19 protein-coding genes are annotated in these 21,714 nt (G+C 63.3%); 10 read left to right on the top strand and 9 right to left on the bottom strand.

All coding sequences use genetic code 11. The features are described 5' to 3' along the window. Complete coding sequence (locus OX459_RS00540; protein ID WP_289903306.1) at positions 1–1,227, top strand: 6-phosphofructokinase; 1,227 nt, start codon at positions 1–3, stop codon at positions 1,225–1,227. On the opposite strand, the gene OX459_RS00535 is transcribed toward OX459_RS00540, so the two are convergent. Then, positions 1,224–2,060, bottom strand: a complete 837-nt coding sequence (locus tag OX459_RS00535) for an IclR family transcriptional regulator (protein ID WP_289903305.1) — start codon at positions 2,058–2,060, stop codon at positions 1,224–1,226. The two genes, OX459_RS00540 and OX459_RS00535, sit on opposite strands and share 4 nt — an antisense overlap. Before the next feature lie 162 nt (positions 2,061–2,222). Between OX459_RS00535 and OX459_RS00530 the strand changes: the two genes are divergently transcribed. Together OX459_RS00530 and OX459_RS00525 are read left to right on the top strand one after the other, a co-directional pair. Beyond that, the gene (locus OX459_RS00530; RefSeq protein ID WP_289903304.1) at positions 2,223–3,839 is read left to right on the top strand and encodes a choline dehydrogenase; all 1,617 of its coding nucleotides are present in this window, start codon (positions 2,223–2,225) and stop codon (positions 3,837–3,839) included. 121 nt (positions 3,840–3,960) lie between these two features. Then, positions 3,961–5,292, top strand: a complete 1,332-nt coding sequence (locus tag OX459_RS00525) for an MFS transporter (protein ID WP_289903303.1) — start codon at positions 3,961–3,963, stop codon at positions 5,290–5,292. A 67-nt stretch (positions 5,293–5,359) separates the two neighbouring features. Here OX459_RS00525 and purM read toward each other — a convergent pair whose 3' ends face one another. Further along, positions 5,360–6,403, bottom strand: a complete 1,044-nt coding sequence (purM, locus tag OX459_RS00520) for a phosphoribosylformylglycinamidine cyclo-ligase (protein ID WP_077408694.1) — start codon at positions 6,401–6,403, stop codon at positions 5,360–5,362. A 188-nt stretch (positions 6,404–6,591) separates the two neighbouring features. Between purM and OX459_RS00515 the strand changes: the two genes are divergently transcribed. The 6 genes from OX459_RS00515 to panB all read left to right on the top strand — a co-directional run bounded on the left by OX459_RS00515 (position 6,592) and on the right by panB (position 11,950). After that, positions 6,592–7,674, top strand: coding sequence for an AI-2E family transporter (locus tag OX459_RS00515; RefSeq protein WP_099666348.1), 1,083 nt, complete (start codon positions 6,592–6,594; stop codon positions 7,672–7,674). Between the two features lie 77 nt (positions 7,675–7,751). Further along, a complete protein-coding gene (gene hda / locus OX459_RS00510) occupies positions 7,752–8,420 on the top strand; it encodes a DnaA regulatory inactivator Hda (RefSeq protein ID WP_058048421.1) in 669 nt (222 codons plus the stop codon). Next, the gene (locus tag OX459_RS00505; protein ID WP_099668341.1) at positions 8,420–9,091 is read left to right on the top strand and encodes an HAD family hydrolase; all 672 of its coding nucleotides are present in this window, start codon (positions 8,420–8,422) and stop codon (positions 9,089–9,091) included. The genes hda and OX459_RS00505 overlap by 1 nt, the downstream gene beginning before the upstream one ends. Next, positions 9,084–10,457, top strand: coding sequence for a polynucleotide adenylyltransferase PcnB (gene pcnB, locus OX459_RS00500; RefSeq protein ID WP_099666347.1), 1,374 nt, complete (start codon positions 9,084–9,086; stop codon positions 10,455–10,457). The genes OX459_RS00505 and pcnB overlap by 8 nt, the downstream gene beginning before the upstream one ends. Positions 10,458–10,465: 8 nt before the next feature. After that, positions 10,466–10,954 (top strand): 2-amino-4-hydroxy-6-hydroxymethyldihydropteridine diphosphokinase, encoded by a 489-nt coding sequence (folK, locus tag OX459_RS00495; protein WP_289903302.1) that lies wholly within the window; start codon positions 10,466–10,468, stop codon positions 10,952–10,954. A gap of 120 nt (positions 10,955–11,074) precedes the next feature. Continuing rightward, complete coding sequence (gene panB / locus OX459_RS00490) at positions 11,075–11,950, top strand: 3-methyl-2-oxobutanoate hydroxymethyltransferase (RefSeq protein ID WP_289903301.1); 876 nt, start codon at positions 11,075–11,077, stop codon at positions 11,948–11,950. 54 nt (positions 11,951–12,004) lie between these two features. Here panB and OX459_RS00485 read toward each other — a convergent pair whose 3' ends face one another. The 7 genes from OX459_RS00485 to OX459_RS00455 form a co-directional block, all read right to left on the bottom strand. Next, on the bottom strand, positions 12,005–13,492 hold the full coding sequence (locus OX459_RS00485; protein WP_289903300.1) for an aldehyde dehydrogenase: 1,488 nt from the start codon (positions 13,490–13,492) through the stop codon (positions 12,005–12,007). 36 nt (positions 13,493–13,528) lie between these two features. Beyond that, positions 13,529–14,374: an ABC transporter permease subunit gene (locus tag OX459_RS00480; RefSeq protein ID WP_289903299.1), complete on the bottom strand. Its 846-nt coding sequence runs from the start codon at positions 14,372–14,374 to the stop codon at positions 13,529–13,531. Next, complete coding sequence (locus tag OX459_RS00475; RefSeq protein WP_289903298.1) at positions 14,371–15,312, bottom strand: ABC transporter permease subunit; 942 nt, start codon at positions 15,310–15,312, stop codon at positions 14,371–14,373. Before OX459_RS00475 ends, OX459_RS00480 begins: the two co-directional genes overlap by 4 nt. A gap of 7 nt (positions 15,313–15,319) precedes the next feature. Further along, on the bottom strand, positions 15,320–16,468 hold the full coding sequence (potA, locus tag OX459_RS00470) for a polyamine ABC transporter ATP-binding protein (RefSeq protein ID WP_289903297.1): 1,149 nt from the start codon (positions 16,466–16,468) through the stop codon (positions 15,320–15,322). Positions 16,469–16,605: 137 nt separating this feature from the next. Then, entirely contained in the window at positions 16,606–18,066 is a 1,461-nt protein-coding gene (locus tag OX459_RS00465) for an aspartate aminotransferase family protein (protein ID WP_289903296.1), read from the bottom strand. Positions 18,067–18,078: 12 nt separating this feature from the next. Continuing rightward, positions 18,079–19,449: a glutamine synthetase family protein gene (locus OX459_RS00460; RefSeq protein ID WP_152284186.1), complete on the bottom strand. Its 1,371-nt coding sequence runs from the start codon at positions 19,447–19,449 to the stop codon at positions 18,079–18,081. A 67-nt stretch (positions 19,450–19,516) separates the two neighbouring features. Next, on the bottom strand, positions 19,517–20,284 hold the full coding sequence (locus OX459_RS00455) for a gamma-glutamyl-gamma-aminobutyrate hydrolase family protein (RefSeq protein ID WP_289903295.1): 768 nt from the start codon (positions 20,282–20,284) through the stop codon (positions 19,517–19,519). A gap of 284 nt (positions 20,285–20,568) precedes the next feature. Between OX459_RS00455 and OX459_RS00450 the strand changes: the two genes are divergently transcribed. Beyond that, positions 20,569–21,714 carry an MFS transporter gene (locus tag OX459_RS00450; protein WP_099666339.1) on the top strand — a complete coding sequence of 382 codons (1,146 nt, stop codon included), beginning with the start codon at positions 20,569–20,571 and terminating at the stop codon, positions 21,712–21,714.

The following is a 21,714-nucleotide window of genomic DNA, read 5'->3' as shown; positions in this document are numbered from 1 at the left end:
ATGCCGTCTGGAAAAATTCTTGTCGCCCAAGGGGGCGGCCCCACCGCCGTCATCAACCAGTCGCTGGTGGGCGTGGTGCTCGAATCGCGGCGCTTTCAACACGTCACGCGCGTGTATGGCGCGCTGCACGGCGTGCGCGGCATCATCAATGAAGAGTTCGTCGATCTGACGCAGGAGACCAGCCATAACCTGGAACTGGTGGCCGCCACGCCATCCTCGGCCCTCGGTTCCACGCGCGACAAGCCCGATATTGCCTACTGCCAGCAAATCTTCGAAGTGCTGCGCGCGCATGAAATCGAGCATTTCTTTTACATCGGCGGCAATGACTCGTCCGACACGGTGCGCATCGTCAGCGAGGAAGCGCACAAGGCCGGTTATCCGCTGCGCTGCATCCACATCCCGAAAACCATCGACAACGACCTGGTGGGCAGCGACCACACGCCCGGCTTTCCGTCCGCCGCGCGTTTCGTCGCGCAGGCGTTCGCCGGCGCCAACCTGGACAACGCGGCCTTGCCCGGCGTCTACGTGGGCGTGGTGATGGGCCGCCACGCGGGCTTTTTGACGGCCGCCTCGGCGCTGGGCAAGAAGTTCCCCGACGATGGCCCGCACCTGATCTACCTGCCCGAGCGTGTCTTTGCGCTGGATCAATTCCTCTCCGACGTGAAGGCCATGTATGAAAAGCATGGCCGCTGCGTGATTGCCGTCTCGGAAGGCATCCACGATGCCTCAGGCGAGCCGATCGCCAGCCTGCTGGCCACACAGGCGGGCAATGCGGTCGAGCGCGATGCACACGGCAATGTGCAATTGTCGGGCACGGGCGCGCTGGCCGACCTGCTGTGCGACGAAATTAAGGCGAAACTGGGCATCAAGCGCGTGCGCGGCGATACCTTCGGCTATCTGCAGCGCTCCTTCATCGGCTGCGTCTCTGATGTAGATCAACGCGAAGCCCGCGAAGTGGGTGAAAAGGCCGTGCAATTCGCCATGTGGGGCGAGCGCGACGGCTCCGTCGCCATCAAGCGCACGGGTTTTTATTCCGTCGATTACGAGTTGCTGCCCCTGACGGACGTGGCGGGCAAGACGCGCACCATGGAAGACGAATTCATCAGCGCCAGCGGCACGGACGTGACGGATGCTTTCCGACTGTATCTGCGCCCGCTGCTCGGTTCTGGCATGCCGGACGCCTTCCGCCTGCGCGCGGCGAAGGTGGCAAAGGTCTTGAAACCCTAGCTGTTTTCCGCAAGCAGCAGCGGCCGCAGCTTGACGGCCGCGTCCTTCAGTTGCGGCACGTGCTGCAGCAGCTGCTCCACGGACTTGCGCGCCACGGGCGCGTGGCAGGCGACGGCCGCCACGATGCGCCCGTCGGCCGCGCAGATGGGCACGGCCACGGCGACCATGCCATGCACGAATTCCTCGTCGTCGATGCCGATGCCCAGGCGGGCGATGCGCACGATCTCGCGCTCGAGCAGCACGGGGTCCGTGATGCTCTTCGGCGTGCGCGCCTGCAGGGTCAGCATGGCCAGCAACTCGCGCCGCTCCAGCAAATTCATGTGCGCCAGGAATAATTTTCCGCTCGCCGTACAATGCATGGGCGCGCGCGTGCCCAGCACCAGATGCAGGCGCAGCGGTTCCTGCGTTTCCACGCGGTCCACATACACGATCGCATTCCCCTCGGGAATCGCCAGATTGCACGTCTCGCCCGTGGCCGCCACCAGGCTGCCCAGGATGCTGCGGCTCACGCGGATCAGGGCATTGTTGCGCAGGGTCGCCAGCGCCAGGTTGGTGGAAGCGGCGCCCGGCACGTAGCCGCGTCCCACCGGCGTGCGCAGCACATAGCCGTGTTGCTCCAGGGTATCGAGCAGGCGCATCATGCTGGCCTTGGGCACCTGCATGCGTGCGGCCAGTTGCGACAGGGTCAAGGGCTGGCTGGCGCTGGCCAGGTGCTCGATCAGGCGCAGCACGCGCAAGCCCCGCGCCTCGTCGCCATGGCTGGCCGCCGTGCTGGACGCCTTCTGGCTACCTTCTTCGGCCTCGGCCGGCCGTTTTTGAAACGCATCATGCATGTTCTGTTTCACCTCTCGCGTATGCGGCTGTTTCCGCTTGTCCCGGTGCTGCACGTCTTTTATAAATGGAACAAGACGTTCCAAAAATAATCAATAAAGACCAGTGTATCGCAAAAAACGCCCGCCGAGGCAAGCGTTACCGCAACGCAGGAGACAAGAGCAATGTTGCAAACACACTATGATTACATCGTCGTCGGCGCCGGTTCCGCCGGCTGCGTGCTGGCCAACCGCCTGTCGCACGACAGCAACAATCAGGTATTGCTGCTGGAAGCGGGCGGCAAGGACAACAATCCCTGGATCCACGTGCCAGTCGGCTATTTCAAGACCATGCACGACCCGAATCTGGACTGGTGCTACCGCACGGAAGCGGACGCCGGCATCGCCGGGCGCCAGCTGCAATGGCCGCGCGGCAAGGTCTTGGGCGGCTCCAGCTCGCTCAACGGTCTGCTGTATGTGCGGGGCCAGAAAGAGGACTACGACCGCTGGGCCGAGCTGGGCAACGCTGGCTGGAGCTATGCCGAGGTACTGCCCTACTTTAAAAAATCGGAAGACCAGGAACGGGGCGCCAGCGATTACCACGGCGTGGGCGGTCCCTTGAAAGTATCGGACCTGCGCCTGCGCCGCCCCATCGCGGAACACTTTATTGCCGGCGCCACGGAAAGCGGCATCCCCTTCAATGCCGATTACAACGGCGCCACGCAGGAAGGCGTGGGCTACTTCCAGCAGACGGCCAGCAAGGGCTTGCGCTGGAGCACGGCGAAAGCCTTCTTGCGGCCGGCCCGCAAGCGCGCCAACCTGCGCGTGGAAGTGCGCGCGCAGATCACGCGCGTGCTGTTCGAGGGCAAGCGCGCCGTCGGCATCGAATTCCGCCAGGATGGCCAGCTGCGCCAGGCGCGCGCCAGCGGCGAAGTGATTTTATGTGCGGGCGCCATCGGCTCGCCGCAAATCCTGCAATGCTCGGGCGTAGGGCCGCGCGCCCTGCTGGCGGACGTGGGCGTGCCTCTCGTGCACGACTTGCCCGGCGTGGGGCAGAACCTGCAAGACCACCTGCAAATCCGCCTGGTCTTCAAGACGCGCTTGAAAACCCTGAACGATGAAGTCAACAGCCTGTGGGGCAAGCTGTGGGTGGGCATGCAATATGTGTTTTCGCGCTCCGGTCCTTTGACCCTGGCGGCCAGCCAGGTGACGGTATTTACCAAATCCTCGCCCGAGGTGGAGCGGCCCGACATCCAGTTCCACATGCAGCCGCTGAGCGCCGACAAGCCGGGCGAAGGCGCGCATCCGTTTTCCGCCTTTACGTCGTCCGTGTGCCAGCTGCGCCCGCACAGCCGTGGCCACGTGTCGATCAAGTCCGCCGACCCGCTCGCCTATCCGGGCATCTACCCGAACTACCTGTCCGACCCGCGCGACCAGCAGACGGCGATTGCCGCCCTGCGCGTGGCGCGCCGCATCGCCGCCGCGCCATCGCTGGCGCCGCACATCATTTCCGAGTTCGTGCCCGGCCCGCAATTCGAGACGGATGAAGAACTGCTGGATGCGGCGCGGCGCTTCAGCCAGTCCATCTACCACCCCAGCGGTACCTGCAAGATGGGCCATGACGCGATGGCCGTCGTCGACGACCGCCTGCGCGTGCACGGCTTGCAGGGCTTGCGCGTGGTCGATGCGTCGATCATGCCGGAAATCGTCTCGGGCAACACGAACGCGCCCACCATCATGATCGCCGAAAAAGCCGCCGACATGATCCTGGCGGACGCCGTGCGGCTGCCGCAGGCGGCCTGACCCACCCGTTCCATTCCCAGCAAGGAGGATGCCAACGGCGGACAGACCGGCCCGCCCCCAATGACTCGGCAAGCAGCCCAGCATCAAAAAATACATAATCGATATCGATTGGAGACTAGATATGGACAACAATCCCAACAATCCGAAAAAAGCCAAAGAGCTACGGAAAGTCGTGATGGCCAGCGTGATCGGCGCCACCATCGAGTGGTACGACTTCTTTTTATACGGCGTCGTCGCCGGCATCGTGTTCAGCAAGCTGTATTTCCCGGGCGACGATCCGCTTGTTTCGACCATGCTGGCCTACGGCACCTTCGCCGTGGGCTTTCTGTCGCGCCCCATCGGCGGCGTGATCTTCGGCCACTTCGGCGACAAGATCGGCCGCAAGAGCATGCTGGTGATGACCCTGATGATCATGGGAATCTCCACCTTCCTGATCGGCGTACTGCCCACGTATGACCACATCGGCTACTGGGCGCCCGGCCTGCTGCTGTTCCTGCGCGTGCTGCAAGGCATCGGCCTCGGCGGCGAGTGGGGCGGCGCCGTGCTGATGGCGTATGAATATGCGCCGCAGAAGGAGCGCGGCTTCTATGCCAGCCTGCCGCAGATCGGCCTGGCCATCGGCCTGTGCCTCGCTTCCGGCGTGGTGGCGGTTCTGTCGTACAGCCTGACGGATGCGCAATTCCTGTCCTGGGGCTGGCGCGTGGCCTTCATCCTGTCGGCCGCCCTCGTCTTCATCGGCATGTGGATACGCCTGAACGTGATGGAAACGCCGGAATTCCAGGCCGTCAAGGAAAAGAACGCGGAGACGCAGATTCCGTTTTTCGACCTGCTGAAACGCTACCCGGGCAATGTCTTGAAGGGTATGGGTGCGCGCTATATCGATGGCGTGTTCTTCAATATCTTCGGGGTGTTTTCCATCACCTATCTGACCAATACCATCAAGATCGCCCGCACGGAAGCGCTGATGGGTGTGATGGCGTCGGCCGTCGTGATGTGCTTCTGCATCCCGTTCTTCGGCCGATTGTCGGACCGCATCGGCCGCACCAAGGTATTTTTCTGGGGTTCGCTGATCACGGGCGTGTCAGCCATCCCCGCCTTCTGGATCATGCTCAACCACGCCGACAATCCGCTGCTGCTGTGGTGTTCCGTGATCATCCCGCTGGGCGTGCTGTATTCGGCCGTGTACGGCCCGGAAGCGGCCCTGTTCTGTGACCTGTTCGACGCCAAGGTACGCTACACGGGCATCTCCTTCGTCTACCAGTTCTCCGGCATCTTCGCCAGCGGCCTGACGCCCATCATCGCTACCTACCTGCTGAAGACGGGCAATGGTGAACCGTGGCACATCGTCGGCTACATCCTGTTCGCCTCCCTCGTCTCAGCCGTCAGCGTGGCCATGATCGGCAGGGGCGGCTCGCAGCCGGATGGGCGCATGAAGCCGGCGCACGCAAGGTAAGCGCCATCGGAACGTAAAAAAAGGCAGTCCTCTCGCGAGTGCCTGCCTTTTTTATGTCGACTAAGACTTAGATGACAATCGTTTGATGCTCGTCGCCCACGCGGGCACGGATGGTGCCGATGCGAGAGACGGTTTCGCCGGCCGCTTGCAGCTGGGCGATCGCGGCGTCCGCGTTTTCCTGCGAAACGATGACGGTCATGCCGATGCCGCAGTTGAAGACGCGGTGCATTTCGGCGTCAGCCACGCCGCCGTGCTGTTGCAGCCACGTGAACAGCGGTGGCATGGTCCACGATTTCGAGTCCAGCTCCGCCACCAGGCCAGGCTGCAGCACGCGCGGGATGTTTTCCACCAGGCCGCCACCGGTGATGTGCACCATGCCCTTGACTTCCATGGCGTCCATCAGCGCCAGCAATGGCTTGACGTAGATGCGCGTCGGCTGCATCAGCACGTCGGCCAGCTTGCGGCCGTGGAAGTCACCTTCCAGGTCCGGCTTTGCCACTTCGATAATCTTGCGCACCAGCGAATAGCCATTCGAGTGCACGCCCGACGAGGCCAGGCCCAGCACCACGTCGCCCGGGGCGATCTTGGTGCCGTCGATGATTTTCGATTTTTCCACGGCGCCGACGGCAAAACCCGCCAGGTCGTATTCGCCGGCCGGGTACATGCTCGGCATTTCCGCCGTTTCGCCGCCGATCAGTGCGCAGCCCGCTTGTTCGCAACCCTGGGCGATGCCCTTGATGACGTCGGTGGCGATGGCCACGTCCAGCTTGCCGCAAGCGAAGTAATCGAGGAAGAACAGCGGTTCGGCGCCTTGCACCAGGATGTCGTTGACGCTCATGGCGACCAGGTCGATGCCGACCGTGTCATGACGGTTCAGTTCGAACGCCAGGCGCAATTTCGTACCCACGCCGTCGGTGCCCGAGACGAGCACCGGTTCCTTGTACTTCTTGCTGATTTCAAACATGGCGCCAAAACCGCCCAGGCCGCCCATCACGCCTTCGCGCAGGGTGCGCTTGGCAAACGGCTTGATTGCTTCGACTAAAGCGTCGCCTGCGTCGATATCGACGCCAGCGTCACGGTAGGAAAGGGAAACATTAGAAGTCTGGTTCATGGTGTGGTGGCAGCGGAGGCGGTAAAATAGAAGGCGGATACCCGCCGGCACGCGCGCGCAAGCATGTTTTTCAACATCGTGCGGCAGGGCGCCAGCGGGTGAATTCGGTCGATCAAGTCGCTATTTTATCAAACTGCCCCGCCATTTCGTAATTAACTGCCTTTTTTTAACGCAACAGCACAAACTCCATGCCATTCGCCATCACCGCCGAACAGAAGCAAACAGCATTTTGGATCGCGGTCTGGCTGGCATTCCTGCTGCTGCTCGTCAGCCTGGGACCCATCCTGACGCCCTTCCTGGCCGCCGCCATCCTCGCCTACGTGCTCAATCCCGGCGTGGACCGATTGCAACGCCTGCACTACAAGCGCTTTTACCTGCCCCGTCCGCTGGCCGTGCTGGTCGTCGTAGTGTTGTTTTTCCTCGCCATTACAGCGCTGGTACTGATCGTCGTGCCCGTGCTGCAGAAGGAAATTCCCTTGCTGCAGGCGCAGATTCCCCAGTTTCTCAGCAAGGCGAACGAGTTTCTGGCGCCGAAACTGCGCGACCTGGGCATCCGCGTGCGCCTGGATGGCACAGGCATCAAGCGCATGCTGAGCCAGCAGATGGCCACCAGCGGCGATGAAATCTGGAGCACAGTGCTGGCCTCGGCCCGTATCGGCGGCACGGCCGTGCTGGGCTGGCTGGCCACCGTGGTGCTGATTCCCGTCGTGCTGTTCTACCTATTGCTGGACTGGCATCCCATGCTGGCGCGCATCGCCGCCGCCGTGCCACGCCGCTGGGTCGGCCGCACGGTGGGCATGGCGCAGGAAGTCGATACCCTGCTGGCGCAATACCTGCGCGGCCAGCTGCTCGTCATGCTGGTGCTGGCAACGTATTACTCGGCCGCGCTGGCCATCGCCGGTTTTGAGGTGGCATTGCCTGTGGGCATCATCACGGGCTTGCTGGTGTTCATCCCCTACCTGGGCTTCGGCCTGGGGCTGATGCTGGCGCTGATCGCCGCCCTGCTGCAGTTCGCCGACTGGAGCGGCGTGATCGCCGTGGCCGTCATCTACGGCTGCGGCCAGGTCATCGAAGGCTTTTTCCTCACGCCGCGCCTGGTGGGCGAACGCATCGGCCTGAACCCGCTGGCCGTGATCTTCGCCTTATTGGCTTTCGGGCAACTGTTTGGTTTCGTCGGCGTACTGCTCGCTTTACCCGCTTCTGCCGTGTTGATGGTCGCTTTTAAGCATCTAAGACGCCACTACCTGTCCAGCACCTTCTATAATGCATAATAAAAGCGGATATCATATCAACCTGGCAATACCAATGATGCACAAGCAGTAATGAAAAATAGGACAAGGCGTACGCCATGAAACAACTGGTGCTCGATTTAGGCACAGACCAGGCGCACAGCCTCGATACCTTCGAGGTGGGACAGAATGCCGAAGTGGCGCAGCTGATGCGCCAGTTCGCCGCGCGCACTTCGCGCGAACATTTTGCCTACCTGTGGGGCGAACTGGCCGCCGGCAAGAGCCACCTGCTCAAGGCCCTGGCCAGCACCGAGCGCGCGCGCTACATTTCGCCATTCTCGATCGAGTCCGAGTTCGTGTATTCGCCCGACGTCGACCTGTACCTGCTCGACGACTGCGAAAAGCTGTCGCCGCTGGCGCAGATCGATGCCTTTGCCCTGTTCAATGAAATCCGCGCCAACAAGGCGTTCATGGTATGCAGCGGCGCCGTGCCGCCGGCCGTGCTGCCCGTGCGCGAAGACTTGCGCACACGCATGGGCTGGGGCCTGATCTATCAAATCCACGGCTTGACCGACGATGAAAAAATCGCCGCCCTGACCCAGGCGGCCACCACCCGCGGCTTGACCTTGTCGCCCGGCGTGTTACCCTATCTGCTGTCCCATTTCCGGCGCGACATGCGTTCGCTGTCGACGATGCTGGACTCTCTCGACCTCTACTCCCTTGAAACCCAACGCCCGATCACCTTGCCATTATTGCGCGAGTTGCTGCAGGCGGAAGCGAAAGAATGATGAATCTGGCCCTGTTTGACCTCGACCACACCCTGCTGCCCATCGACTCGGATCACGAGTGGGGCGAATTCCTGGTACGCATCGGTGCCGTGGACGCCGCCGAATTCACCCGCCGCAACGACGAATTTTTCGCGCAATACCAGGCCGGCACGCTCGATCCGGTGGAATACCTGGAATTTTCGCTCGGCACCCTGGCGCAATTTCCGCGCGAACGCCTGGAAGCGCTGCACAAGCAATTCATGGCCGAAGTGGTCATGCCGGCCATCCGCCCCGAAGTCGTGGCCTTGCTGAAACAGCACCAGGACGCGGGCGACCTGCTGGCCATCGTCACGGCCACCAACCATTTCATCACCAAACCCATCGCCGATGCGCTGGGCGTCGAACACCTCTTGGCCGCCATGCCCGAGTATGACGACAAAGGCAATGTCACTGGCAAACTGGTGGGCACACCGACCCTGGGCGCGGGCAAGCTGACCCACACCCATGCCTGGCTGGAAAAAATGGGCAAGGAACTGGGGCAGTTCGAGCGCAGCTATTTTTACAGCGATTCGCACAACGACATTCCCTTGCTGTCGGTCGTGACCCACCCGGTCGCGACCAATCCCAATACCGCTTTGAGCGCACACGCATCCCTCCACGGCTGGCCATCACTCCACTTATTCAATGATTAAAAAATTCATCCGCAAGATCCTCGGCGTTAAAAAAGAGGCAGCGCGCGACACCACGGCACCCATCGTGCTCGGTCCTGCGCAACACGGAATCGACCCGAAACTGGTGTCGTCGAATGCCATCCGCGTCACCAGCAGCCTGCAGGAAGCGGGTTTTGAGGCCTTTGTCGTCGGCGGCGCCGTACGCGACCTGCTGCTGGGCGTCAAACCGAAAGACTTCGACATCGCCACCAACGCCACGCCGGAACAGGTCAAGCGATTGTTCCGCCGCGCCTTCATCATCGGCAAGCGCTTCCAGATCGTGCACGTGATGTTCGGCCAGGATTTGCTGGAAGTGACGACCTTCCGCGGCGCCGGCGCCGATTCCGCGCCCAAGGATGAACACGGCCGCGTCCTGCGCGACAATACCTTCGGTTTGCAGCACGAAGACGCGCTGCGCCGCGACTTCACCATCAACGCCATGTACTACAACCCGGCCACGCAGGAAGTGCTCGATTACCACGGCGGCGTGGAAGACATCCGCGCCAAGACCTTGCGCATGATCGGCAAGCCGGAAGAGCGCTACCGCGAAGACCCCGTGCGCATGCTGCGCGTGGTGCGCTTCGCCGCCAAGCTGAAATTCACCATCGAGCCGCACACGGCCGCGCCGATTCCCATCATGGCGCCGCTGATCAACAATGTGCCCGCGCCGCGCGTGTTCGACGAGATGCTGAAACTGCTGATGAGCGGCCACGCGCTGGCCTGCCTGCAGCAACTGCGCAAGGAAGGCTTGCATCACGGCCTGCTGCCCCTGCTCGACGTGGTGCTGGAGCAGCCGCTGGGCGCGAAATTCGTCACCCTGGCGCTGGACGCCACGGACGCCCGCATCGCCGCCGGCAAGACCGTCTCTCCGGGCTTCCTGTTTGCCTCGCTGCTGTGGCACCAGGTGCTGGAAAAATGGACGGCCTACCGCGCCGCCGGCGAGTCAACCATCCCCGCGCTGCACCTGGCGGCCGACGACGTGCTCGATTCGCAAACGGAAAAACTGGCCTTGCAGCGCAAGATCGGTTCCGACATGCGCGACATCTGGTCGATGCAGCCGCGCTTCGAGCGCCGGGTCGGCAAGGCGCCATACAAGCTGCTCGAGCACCTGCGCTTCCGCGCCGGCTACGACTTCCTGCTGCTGCGCTGCGCCTCGGGCGAGATCGACATGGACATCGGCGAATGGTGGACGGCCTTCTACGAAGGCGACGAGGAAACGCGCGAAGCGCTGCTCGTCAGCGCCAATGCCGCGCCGGGCGCCGTCAAGAAGAAGCGTCCGCCACGCCGCAGCACGCGCAGCAAGACGGGCACGGGCGGCTCGACCAGCGGCAGCACCAGCGGCGAGTAAACGCAGCCATGCAGACAGCAACGGAAGTTATCGCTTACATCGGCATCGGGGCGAACCTGGGCGACGCGCGCGCCAACGTGCAGGATGCGCTGGCGCGCCTGGCGCGCCTGCCCGGCGCCAGCTTGCTGGACGCCTCGGCCAGCTACCGCACGGCGCCCATCGATTCGAGCGGCGACGACTACATCAATGCCGTGGCGCGCATCAGCACCACCGTGCCGGCAGAGGAACTGCTGCAAGCCCTGCACGCCATCGAAGCGGCGCACGGGCGCGAACGGCCCTACCGCAACGCTCCACGCACCCTGGACTTGGACCTGCTGCTGTATGGCGATGCACGGATCGCCAGCGCCACCCTGACGGTGCCGCATCCGCGCATCACCGAACGCGCCTTCGTGCTGGTGCCGCTGCTGGCCCTGGCGCCGGCCATCGTCGTGCCCGGCCTGGGCCCGGCGCAGGACTACCTGGCAAGCGTGGCCGACCAGGCCATCAGCCAGCTCTGACCCCGGCTCTGCCCCATCTCGCTCCCATCCTCTACAATGCCGCTCCTGCAGCTCGCCGCATAAAGTACTACACTAGCGGCGTCGCAATCGCATCACCCCCTTTCACTCTAGAGAATACCTATGTCCGCTTATTTGCAAGGAACAGATCTGGCCGCCAAAGACAAGGCCGCCACACCGGCGCCGGCGCCATCCAAGCCTGTCGCCAACAAGGCCGTGACCATCCATACGCTGGCCACGCTGCGCGCCGCCGGCGAGAAGATCACCATGCTGACCTGCTATGACGCCAGCTTCGCGTCGCTGATGGACCGCTGCGGCGTGGAAATCCTGCTGATCGGCGATTCGCTCGGCATGGTCTGCAACGGCCACAACTCCACCCTGCCCGTCACCGTGGCCGAACTGGCCTATCACACGGCTTCCGTGGCGCGTGGCAGCAAGTCGGCCATGATCGTTGCCGACCTGCCGTTCGGCGCCTATGGCACGCCCGAGACAGCCTATGCCAACGCCGTCATCCTGATGCAGGCTGGCGCACACATGATCAAGATCGAAGGCGGCGCCTGGCTGGCCGAGATCGTCCGCTTCCTCACCGAGCGCGGCATCCCCATCTGCGCCCACATCGGCCTGACGCCGCAATTCGTGCACCAGCTGGGCGGCTATAAAGTGCAAGGCAAGAGCACAGAAAGCGCCACGGAGCTGAAGAACGACGCGCTGACGCTGCAAAACGCGGGCGCCGCCATCGTGCTGATGGAAGCGATGCCGTCGCAGCTGGGCAAGGAAGTGACCGAGATGCTGACGATTCCGACGATCGGCATCGGCGCCGGTCCCGATTGCTCGGGCCAGGTGCTCGTCATGCACGACATGCTGGGCGTCTTCCCAGGCCGCAAGGCGCGCTTCGTGCGCAACTTCATGGAAGGCGCGGCCAGCATCGACGACGCCGTCATCGGTTACGTGAAAGCCGTCAAGGATGGCAGCTTCCCGGCGCTGGAACACTGCTTCTGATGTCATTCCGCCTGTCGGCCTGCGCGCTGCGCGCCAGGCCGACAGCGCTTCGCTTTACCCCACCTGTATCCACGTCGTCTTCAACTCCGTGTACTTGTCCAGCGCGTGCAGCGATTTGTCGCGCCCGTTGCCTGACTGCTTGTAGCCGCCGAACGGCACGGTGATGTCGTCGCCATCGTACTGATTGACGTGCACGGTGCCCGCGCGCAGGGCGCGCGCCGTCTGGATGGCCTTGGTGATGTCGGATGTCCACACGGCCGCCTGCAAGCCGTACGGCGTGGCGTTGGCCTGTTTCACCGCCTCGGCAATATCCGTAAAGCCCAGCACGGACAAGACGGGCCCGAATATCTCTTCGCGCGCGATCGTCATGCCGGCGTCCACGCCGAAGATGGTGGGTTGCACGTAATAGCCACCCGTATCAAGAAGCACGGCCTCGCCGCCGCCCAGCAGCTGCGCCCCTTCCTGCTTGCCGGAATCGATATAGTCCATCACGGTCTTCATCTGCGTGGCGTCGACGATGGCCCCCATGACGGTGGCTTCGTCGAGCGGGTCGCCCGGCTGAAAGCGGGGCAGCATAGCCAATGCCTTGGCCAGGAATTCGTCCTTGATCGATTCTTCCACGAACAAACGCGAGGGCGCATTGCAGCTTTCGCCCTGGTTGAAAAAGATGGAACCGACGGCCGCCGCCACGGCCTTGTCCAGGTCCGGGCAATCGGCGCAAACGATGTTGGCGGACTTGCCGCCCAATTCCGTCCACGCCCGTTTCAGATTCGACTGGCCCGCCATCTGCACGATCAGCTTGCCCGTGCGAGTGGAACCCGTAAAGCCGATGCAATCGACATCCATGTGCAGGGCCAGCGCGGCGCCCGCCTCGTGGCCGTAGCCGGGCAGCACGTTGAACACTCCCACAGGCACGCCCGCTTCCAGCGCGATGTCGGCCAGGCGCAGGGCCGTCAGCGGCGATTTTTCGGATGGTTTCAAGATCACGCTGTTGCCGGCGGCGAGGGCCGGCGCGATCTTCCAGGCGGCCATGATCATCGGGTAATTCCACGGCACGATGGCGGCGACGACACCCACCGGTTCACGCGTGATCAGGGCCAGGCTGTTGGCAGGGGTGGGGGCGATTTCATCGTAGACCTTGTCGATCGCCTCGCCATACCAGCGCAGGCAGTTGGCCGTGGCGCCCACGTCCACGCTCTGGCTGTATTTGATCGGTTTCCCCATGTCCAGGGTTTCCAGCAGGGCCAGTTCGGGACCGTATTTCTGCACCAGGTCGGCGAACTTGATCAGCACGCGCTTGCGCTGCGCGGGCGATTTTCCTGCCCAGCGGCGGTCGTCAAAGGCGGCACGGGCGGCCTGCACGGCCGCATCCACGTCCGCGCCATCGCAGCGGGCCACCTGCCCCAGCGAGCGCCCATCGATGGGCGACAGATTGTCGAAGGTCTGGCCGGACCTAGCCGCGACCCGCTCGCCATTGATGACGGCGCGGCCATCGATCTTGATCTCTGCGGCACGTGCGTGCCAGCTGGTGTTTTCCGTCATGGTCGTCTCCTGCAAGATGAAAACGCCAGCTTACTCCTAGTCCGCCGAATACGCCGCAGACAATTGCTTGCGGCGTCTGCGGTCGGCGCGCGCCAGCATCACGGCATACGCGATCACGGCGAGCGTCACGACGAGGATGGTCAACGCGGCGATGGCGTTGACGCGCGGATCGAGCCCCAGGCGCGCGCGCGAGAAGATCACCAGCGGCATCGTCGTCGAACCGGGGCCGGACAAAAAGGCCGACAGCACCACGTCATCGAGCGACAGGGTAAACGTTAGCAGCCAGGCCGATGCCAGGGCTTGCGTGATGTTCGGCAGGGTCACGAGGAAGAACACCTGGTGCGCGCGGCAGCCCAGGTCCATGGCCGCCTCGGCCAGCGACTTGCTCATTTCCTGCAGGCGCGACTGCACCACCACGGCAGCATACGCCATGCCCAGCAGGGTGTGGCCCAGCCAGATGGTCAGCACGCCCCGCTCGGGGAAACCGAAGACCTTTTGCATGGACACCAGCATCAGCAGCAGGGATAAGCCGATGATCACTTCCGGCATCACCAGCGGCGCGCTGACCATGGCGGAAAACACGGTGCGGCCACGGAAGCGCTGATAGCTGGTCAAGGCGAAGGCGGCGAACGTGCCGAGGATGACGGAAGATGTCGCCGACATGAAGGCGATCTTCAAGGACAAACCGAAACCCGCGATGATTTCCGTGTCGCTCATCAGCTCCTGGTACCAGCGCAGCGAGAAGCCGCTCCACACCATGTCCTGGCGCGAGCTGTTGAACGAAAAGACGATCAGCACGATGATGGGAAGGTACAGGAACAGATAGCCCAGCGAGAGCCAGCCGCGCCCGAACCAGCGCTGCAGGAAATTACGTCCGTTCATGTGCGCTCCTCCGCGTCCTGGTCTGTCTTGTATTTGTTAAAAATGGCCATCGGCACGAGGATCAGCAGGATCACCAGCACAGTTACCGACGAAGCCATTGCCCAGTCGTTATTGGTGAAGTATTCATCCCACAGCACGCGGCCGATCATCAGGGTTTCCGGGCCGCCCAGCAGCTCGGGAATCACGTATTCGCCCACGGACGGAATGAACACCAGCATGGCGCCGGCGATGATGCCCGACTTCGACAGGGGCACCGTGATGCGCCAGAACGCCTGCAATGGCGTGGCGCCCAGGTCGGCCGCTGCTTCCAGGTAGCGCATGTCCATTTTGACCAGGTTGGCGTACAGAGGCAGGATCATGAAGGGCAGGTAGGCGTACACCATGCCGACCACCAGCGAGAACGAGGTATTCATCATGTGCAGCGGTTCGCTCACCACGCCCAGCGCGATCAGCAGGTCGTTGAGCAAGCCGTGATTGGCCAGGATGCCCTTCCACGCATACACGCGCAGCAGGAACGAGGTCCAGAACGGCAGCATCACCAGCATCATCAGCACGGGGCGGATCGACGGTTTGGCGCGCGCCATGAAGTAGGCGAACGGGTAGCCTATGCACAGGCAGATGGCGGTGGTGATGGCCGCGTACTTGATGGAGCTGAGGTAGGTAAGCAGATACAGTTCATCGGCGGCGATGAACAGGTAGTTGGCGATTTTCACCTTCAGCACGACGATGCCGTCGACATACGACAGCAAGCCGCCGAACGGGCTGCCCGCCGTGTCCATGTCGGACAGGCTGATACGCAGCACGATCAGGAAAGGCACCAGAAAGGCGGCGGCCAGGAACAGCGACGGCACGGCGATGACGACGTTGCGGCCCGCATTTTTCCCCGTTATCCAGCGCAGGGTGACGAGATTGCGCAGCAATTGCAAAATAGGCGTCATGATGGCCTCAGCTGGTCAGCACGACGATGTCGGCGCCATCCCACCATACCCACACGCGCTGCTCGCGCTCGAGGCGCGAGACATCGTGGCGGGCCGCGTTGGTGCGCGAGACTTTCACCACCGTGCCGCTGTCGAGGCGCACGTGGTAACTGGTTTCATTGCCAAAATACGCCATGGCGACGATCACGCCCTGGGCACAGTTGTAGCCATGTTCCGCCGGCGACGCGCGCTCCTCCAGGGCGGGAGGATCGATCTGGATGCCGATTTTTTCGGGGCGCACGGCCACCGAGACATCCATGCCCAGGTTGCCCGTGATGCCATGCGCGACATACTGGCGGCCGTCGGGCGTATCGATGATCACGTGATCGGGTTCGTCTTCCGTGATGCGGCCATCGAACAGGTTCACGCTGCCGATAAAGTCGGCCACGAAACGGCAGTTCGGCGTTTCATAGATTTCACCTGGCGCACCCACCTGCAGGATGCGCCCTTCGCTCATGACGGCGATGCGCGTGGCCATGCTCATGGCCTCGTCCTGGTCGTGCGTGACCATCACGCAGGTGACGCCCACCTGCTCGATGATGTTCACCAGTTCCATCTGCGTGCGTTCGCGCAGTTTTTTATCCAGCGCGCCCAACGGCTCGTCGAGCAGCAGCAATTGCGGCCGCTTGGCCAGGCTGCGCGCCAGCGCCACGCGCTGCTGCTGGCCGCCAGACAGCTGGTGCGGCTTGCGCTTCGCGTACTGGCCCAGCTGCACCAGCGCCAGCATCTGCTCGACGCGCGCCGTCACTTCCGCTTTCGGCAAGCCGTCGCGGCGCAGGCCGAAGGCGATGTTGTCCCACACGGACAAATGAGGGAACAGCGCATACGATTGGAACATCATGTTGATGGGGCGCTGGTGCGGCGGCACATCGACGATGCTGCTGCCCGCCAGGGCGATGCGGCCCGACGTCGGCGTCTCGAAACCGGCCAGCATGCGCAGCAGGGTCGACTTGCCGCAACCTGAACTGCCCAGCAGGGCGAAGATCTCGCCCTTGTTGATCGTCACGGAAATGTCATTGACGGCGCGCACGCCATCGAATTCCTTGACCAGTTGATCAATCAGCAAAAAAGGCGCTGGGGCGTCGCTGGCCGACGCGGCTGGTGTTGCTATCGTCATTGTGGGTAGCTTCTGGGTAAGAGGGTGTCAAAATGAAAAACTGGCCGCTACAAAGAGCGGCCAGGATGGAAGTTTAGCGGAACTGCCGCCATTGCGGTCCAAAAAATGCGCAGATGGCGGCAAAATGGGGCAAAAACCTACACCCAGCCCTTCGCCTGCACGTCCGCATGGGTCTTGTCCAGGCATACCCGTATCAAGCCCACCATTTCGTCGATCTGCGCACGCGTCATGACCAGCGGCGGCGCGACGATCATGCGCTCGCCCACGGCGCGCATGATGACGCCGTTGTCGAACATGTGGCCGCGGCAGATCATGCCCACGCCCTGGCCCTCGTCGAACAGCTCGTTGTCGTGCACGGTGGCGCCCTTTTTACGCACCAGGTTCAGGCCCGCGACGAGGCCGCAGCTGTCCGCATAGCCAACCAGCGGGTGTTCGCCCAGGCTGGCGAAGCACTGTTTCAGGTACGGCCCCGTATCCTCGGCCACCTTCGCCACCAGTTGCTCCTCCTCGATGATGCGGATGTTTTCCAGCGCGGCAGCGCAGGCCACGGGGTGGCCTGAATACGTGAAACCGTGCGTGAATTCGCCGCCCTGCTCGATCAGCACCTTGGCCACCCTGTCCCCCACCAGCACGCCGCCCAGCGGCACGTAGCCCGAGGTGACGCCCTTGGCAAACGTGATCAGGTCCGGCCTGATGCCGAACAGTTCGGAACCGAACCAGCGCCCCAGCCGGCCGAATCCGCAGATGACTTCATCGGCGATCAGGAGGATGCCGTACTTGTCGCAGATGCGCTGGATCTCGGGCCAGTAGGTCGATGGCGGGATGATGACGCCACCGGCGCCCTGCACCGGCTCACCGATGAAGGCAGCTACCTTGTCCGCGCCGATTTCCAGGATTTTGTCTTCCAGCCAACCGGCTGCCTTGATACCGAATTCCTCGGGACTCAAGCTGTGGCCCGACTCCAGGTAATTGGGCTGGCCAATATGCGCGATGCCGGGTATCGGCATACCGCCCTGCGCATGCATGCCATCCATGCCGCCCAGCGACGCTCCCGCCACCGTGCTGCCGTGATACGCGTTATGGCGGCTGATGATAGTGTGGCGCTCCATGCAACCGAGGATATCCCAGTAGCGGCGCACCATGCGCAAATTCGTGTCGTTGCCCTCGGAGCCGGAGCTGGTGAAGAACACGTGGCCGAACTGCGGCGGCGATATCTGCGCCAGCTTGGCCGCCAGCTGCGCGGCCGGCACATTGGTCGTGCCGAAGAAGCTGTTATAGAAGGGCAGCGTCTCCATTTGCCGGTACACGGCTTGCGAGATCGACGTGCGGCCGTAGCCCACGTTGACGCACCACAGGCCCGACATGCCATCGACGATTTTCTTGCCCTGGCTATCCCACAGGTAGACACCGTCGCCGCGCACGATCACGCGCGCCCCCTTGCTGGCGAGGTCCTGGAAATCGGTGAACGGGTGCAGGTAGTGGGCCGAGTCCATCTGCTGGATGGCGGCCGTGTCGTACACCTGCGGCGCCGCGTTTTTCTGCGCCACGGAGGCGACCAGGGCGGCGCTGGGCGCCAGCGGATTGTGTGTTGTGCTCATTGCGATCCTTTCCTATACGTGCAGCAGCAGATGTTCGCGCTCCCACGGACTGATGACGGTCATGAATTCCTGATGCTCGAGGTCCTTGATGGCCGCATACACGTCGATGAAGCGCTCGCCCAGTACCGTGCGCAGCTTGTCTTCCGCGCGCAGCAGCTGCAACGCTTCCGGCAAGCCTTGCGGCAGTTCGAATTTCAGGTCATACGCGCTGCCCACCATCATCGGCGTCGCTTCCAGCTGTTCCGTCATGCCCAGGTAGCCGCAGGCCAGGGTCACGGCCAGCGCCAGGTAGGGATTCGCGTCGGCGCCGATGATGCGGTTTTCCACGCGCCGGTCCTGCACGCCCGATTCGGGCACGCGGAAGCCCACCGTGCGGTTATCCAGGCCCCACTGGATGTTGATGGGCGCGGCCGTGTGGCGCACGATGCGGCGGTAGGAATTCACGTAGGGCGCGACGATGGCCATGGCCGATGGCATGTAGCGCTGCAGGCCCGCGATGTAATGCTTGAAGATGGGCGCAGCCGAACCGTCCTCGTTGCTGAAAATGTTCAGGCCAGTCTTCGCATCGACAACGCTCTGGTGCACGTGCATGGCGGAACCCGGTTCGCCCGCCATGGGCTTGGCCATGAAGGTGGCGTACATATCGTGTTTCAGGGCAGCTTCGCGCAAGGTGCGCTTGAAGAAAAACACCTTGTCGGCCAGGCCCAGCGGATCGCCGTGCAGGAAGTTGATTTCCATCTGCCCTGCGCCGATCTCGTGGATCAGGGTATCGACGTCGAGGTTCATCAATTCGCAGTAATCGTAGATATCCTCGAACAGGGGATCGAACTCGTTGACAGCGTCGATGCTGTACACCTGGCGGCTCGTCTCGGCCCGCCCGCTGCGCCCGATGGGCGGCTTCAAGGGCAGGTCCGGGTCCGTGTTTTTCGCCGTCAGGTAGAACTCCAGTTCCGGCGCCACCACGGGTTTCCAGCCCTTGTCCGCATACAGCTTCAGCACGCGGCGCAGCACGGAGCGCGGCGCGAAATCGACCAGCATGCCGTCGGCAAAATAGCAGTCGTGGATGACTTGCGCGGTGGGATCCGTGGCCCACGGTACCATGGTGATGGTGGTGGGATCGGCCTTCAAGATCATGTCGCGGTCGGTGCTGGAAATGGCACGGTCATAGCCGCCATCATCGACCGGGTAATTGCCCGTCACCGTCATGCCCAGTACCGCTTCCGGGATGCGCATGCCGCGCTCCTGGGTAAATTTCCCGCGCGGCAGGATCTTCCCCCGCGCCACGCCCGTCAAATCGGGCACCAGGCATTCGATTTCCGTGACGCGCTTTTCATTGAGCCACAAATCCATATCCGTATAGGTGAAATTTTCGCGTATTGCCATGTTTCCCTCTCGTTGGTCTTGCGCTTTTCCTGATTAAGCGCCGCATGGTGCCGGTGCGGCGCGCCTGTCATTCTTTATTCCTGTGCTGCTGTTCCTGGAAATCGCGGCACGCCTGGCCAAAGGCGCCGAATAGCCGCATCGACTGCGGGTTGTCTTCCACCTGCCATTCCGGGTGCCATTGCACGGCCAGCGTAAAACCGGCGGCACTGGCCACGCTATACGCTTCCACCAGGCCGTCGTCGGCCAGTGCTTCCACCAGCAAGCCATCGGCCAGCCGGGCGACGCCCTGGCCATGCAAGGAATTGACCATCATCTCGCTCTCGCCGCCCAGCAGGCGTGACAGCAGGCCTTCGGGCATCAGCTTGATGCGGTGCGCGGGCATGTACTGGCGCGCCAGGGGATCGAGCACATTCTCCCTGTGGTCCTGCATGCCCGGCACGACGTGCACGGCCTGGTGCAGGCTGCCGCCAAGGGCCACGTTGACTTCCTGGAAGCCGCGGCAGATGGCCAGCAGGGGCAGCTGGCGCGCCAGCGCGGCGCGAATCAGGGGCAAGGTGGTGGCGTCGCGCGCTGGATCTTGCGGCAGGTCGGGATGCAGGATGTCTTCGCCATACAGGCGCGCGTCGACGTTCGAGGCGGAACCGGTCAGCATGACGCCGTCGGCGATGTGCAGCGCCGCTTCCAGGTCCGCATCCGCACCCAGGGCGGGCAGCAGCAGCGGCATGCAGCCGGCGCCGCGCAGCACGGCGTGCAGGTATTTGTCCTGCGCCATGTGCCAGATGTGGCTGCCAAGCTGGCGCTGGCAGGCGGGGACAAGAACGATGGGACGGCGCATAGAGTGCTACCTCGCTGGCGTGACGATCCAATGACAGCCCATGACGGCGCTGCCGCTCGCTTCACTGTACAGCAGAGCCGGCAGGGGCGACCACACCGATGGCCGTGGCCAGCGGCGGCACACATCGCCTACACTACGGCTTTGCAATATTGTCTTTGTTAAAATCATCATATGCCCGTCCGGCGCCAAATACCAGCGCCACCGGCAAAGTCTTCTTACTTTCCCATGCATCCACACCGTTTTCCAGCCTTTCCAAATACCTATTCCACCCTATGGGAGCAACCATGAAGCACATGCCGTGGCGCGACTTCTTCGCCCTCGTGGTGAGCATCGGCGTGGTGGGCCTGGGCCTGGGCGCCACCATGCCGCTCACCGCGCTGACACTGCACCAGCGCGGCGTGGGCACGGACATCATCGGCATGATCACGGCCGTCAGCGCCCTCGGCATCCTGGCCGCCTCGCCGTTCGTCTCGCGCTGGGTGGGACGCTTCGGCGCGCGCGCCACCATGCTGGGCGCCGTGTGGGTGGCATCGCTGGCGACGATCGCCATGCAGTTCACCGACCACCTGCTGGCGTGGAGCGTGTTGCGCTTCCTGTTCGGCGGCGCCATGGGCGTGCTGTTTACCATCGGCGAAGCGTGGGTGAACCGCCTGGCGCCCGACAATTCGCGGGGACGCGTGGTGGCCATGTACACCACCAGTTTTACCTTCTTCCAGCTGATCGGCCCCGCCCTCGTGGCCCTGTTCAACGACAAGATCAGCTGGAGCTTCGCCGCCTGCGGCCTGCTGTTTTTGCTGGCCGTGCCGGGATTGATGCTGATCTCGAACAGCGGCCCGGAACGCGAACCGGAAGAACATGGCGTGAAGTGGACCCTGATCCTGCCGCGCATGCCGATGATCGTGCTGGGCGCCGCCTTCTTCGCCCTGTTCGACACGCTGGCATTGAGCTTGCTGCCCCTGTACGCGATGGAGCACGGCATCGGCACGGACCTGGCCCTGCTGTCTGCCACCGTGGTGCTGGTGGGCGACACGGGCCTGCAATTCGCACTCGGATGGATGGCCGACCGCTTCGGCCGCGCCAGGGTCCACGCGGGCTGCGGCGTGGCCGTATGCCTGCTGCTGCCGCTGCTGCCGTTCGCCGTCGGCACGCCGTGGCTGTGGTGGACCTTGCTGCTGTTGCTGGGCGCGGCGGCGGGCGGCATCTACATGCTGGCGCTGGTGGCGTGCGGCGAGCGTTTTACGGGCCTGTCGCTGACCAGCGCCAGCGCCATCGTCAACGCCACCTGGGGCGTGACCAGCGGCGGCGGACCGCTGCTGACGGGCGTCCTGATGCAATCGGTGGGCGTGAATGCCCTGCCGGCCGTGATGTGGGTATGCGCCGCCATTTTCGTGGGCAGCGCCGTGTGGGAACGCCGAAAGGGAATCGTCTAG

It is taken from the genome of Janthinobacterium sp. SUN026, from assembly GCF_030397625.1.
Lineage (GTDB): Bacteria > Pseudomonadota > Gammaproteobacteria > Burkholderiales > Burkholderiaceae_D > Janthinobacterium > Janthinobacterium kumbetense.
This window is presented reverse-complemented; position numbering and strand designations above follow the sequence as displayed.

Bases quoted from the DNA above. Each gene is read 5' to 3' on its own strand.
- OX459_RS00540 (WP_289903306.1), top strand. From the start codon at position 1: ATGCCGTCTGGAAAAATTCTTGTCGCCCAAGGGGGCGGCCCCACCGCC.
- OX459_RS00535 (WP_289903305.1), bottom strand. From the start codon at position 2,060: ATGCATGATGCGTTTCAAAAACGGCCGGCCGAGGCCGAAGAAGGTAGC.
- OX459_RS00530 (WP_289903304.1), top strand. From the start codon at position 2,223: ATGTTGCAAACACACTATGATTACATCGTCGTCGGCGCCGGTTCCGCC.
- OX459_RS00525 (WP_289903303.1), top strand. From the start codon at position 3,961: ATGGACAACAATCCCAACAATCCGAAAAAAGCCAAAGAGCTACGGAAA.
- purM (WP_077408694.1), bottom strand. From the start codon at position 6,403: ATGAACCAGACTTCTAATGTTTCCCTTTCCTACCGTGACGCTGGCGTC.
- OX459_RS00515 (WP_099666348.1), top strand. From the start codon at position 6,592: ATGCCATTCGCCATCACCGCCGAACAGAAGCAAACAGCATTTTGGATC.
- hda (WP_058048421.1), top strand. From the start codon at position 7,752: ATGAAACAACTGGTGCTCGATTTAGGCACAGACCAGGCGCACAGCCTC.
- OX459_RS00505 (WP_099668341.1), top strand. From the start codon at position 8,420: ATGAATCTGGCCCTGTTTGACCTCGACCACACCCTGCTGCCCATCGAC.
- pcnB (WP_099666347.1), top strand. From the start codon at position 9,084: ATGATTAAAAAATTCATCCGCAAGATCCTCGGCGTTAAAAAAGAGGCA.
- folK (WP_289903302.1), top strand. From the start codon at position 10,466: ATGCAGACAGCAACGGAAGTTATCGCTTACATCGGCATCGGGGCGAAC.
- panB (WP_289903301.1), top strand. From the start codon at position 11,075: ATGTCCGCTTATTTGCAAGGAACAGATCTGGCCGCCAAAGACAAGGCC.
- OX459_RS00485 (WP_289903300.1), bottom strand. From the start codon at position 13,492: ATGACGGAAAACACCAGCTGGCACGCACGTGCCGCAGAGATCAAGATC.
- OX459_RS00480 (WP_289903299.1), bottom strand. From the start codon at position 14,374: ATGAACGGACGTAATTTCCTGCAGCGCTGGTTCGGGCGCGGCTGGCTC.
- OX459_RS00475 (WP_289903298.1), bottom strand. From the start codon at position 15,312: ATGACGCCTATTTTGCAATTGCTGCGCAATCTCGTCACCCTGCGCTGG.
- potA (WP_289903297.1), bottom strand. From the start codon at position 16,468: ATGACGATAGCAACACCAGCCGCGTCGGCCAGCGACGCCCCAGCGCCT.
- OX459_RS00465 (WP_289903296.1), bottom strand. From the start codon at position 18,066: ATGAGCACAACACACAATCCGCTGGCGCCCAGCGCCGCCCTGGTCGCC.
- OX459_RS00460 (WP_152284186.1), bottom strand. From the start codon at position 19,449: ATGGCAATACGCGAAAATTTCACCTATACGGATATGGATTTGTGGCTC.
- OX459_RS00455 (WP_289903295.1), bottom strand. From the start codon at position 20,284: ATGCGCCGTCCCATCGTTCTTGTCCCCGCCTGCCAGCGCCAGCTTGGC.
- OX459_RS00450 (WP_099666339.1), top strand. From the start codon at position 20,569: ATGAAGCACATGCCGTGGCGCGACTTCTTCGCCCTCGTGGTGAGCATC.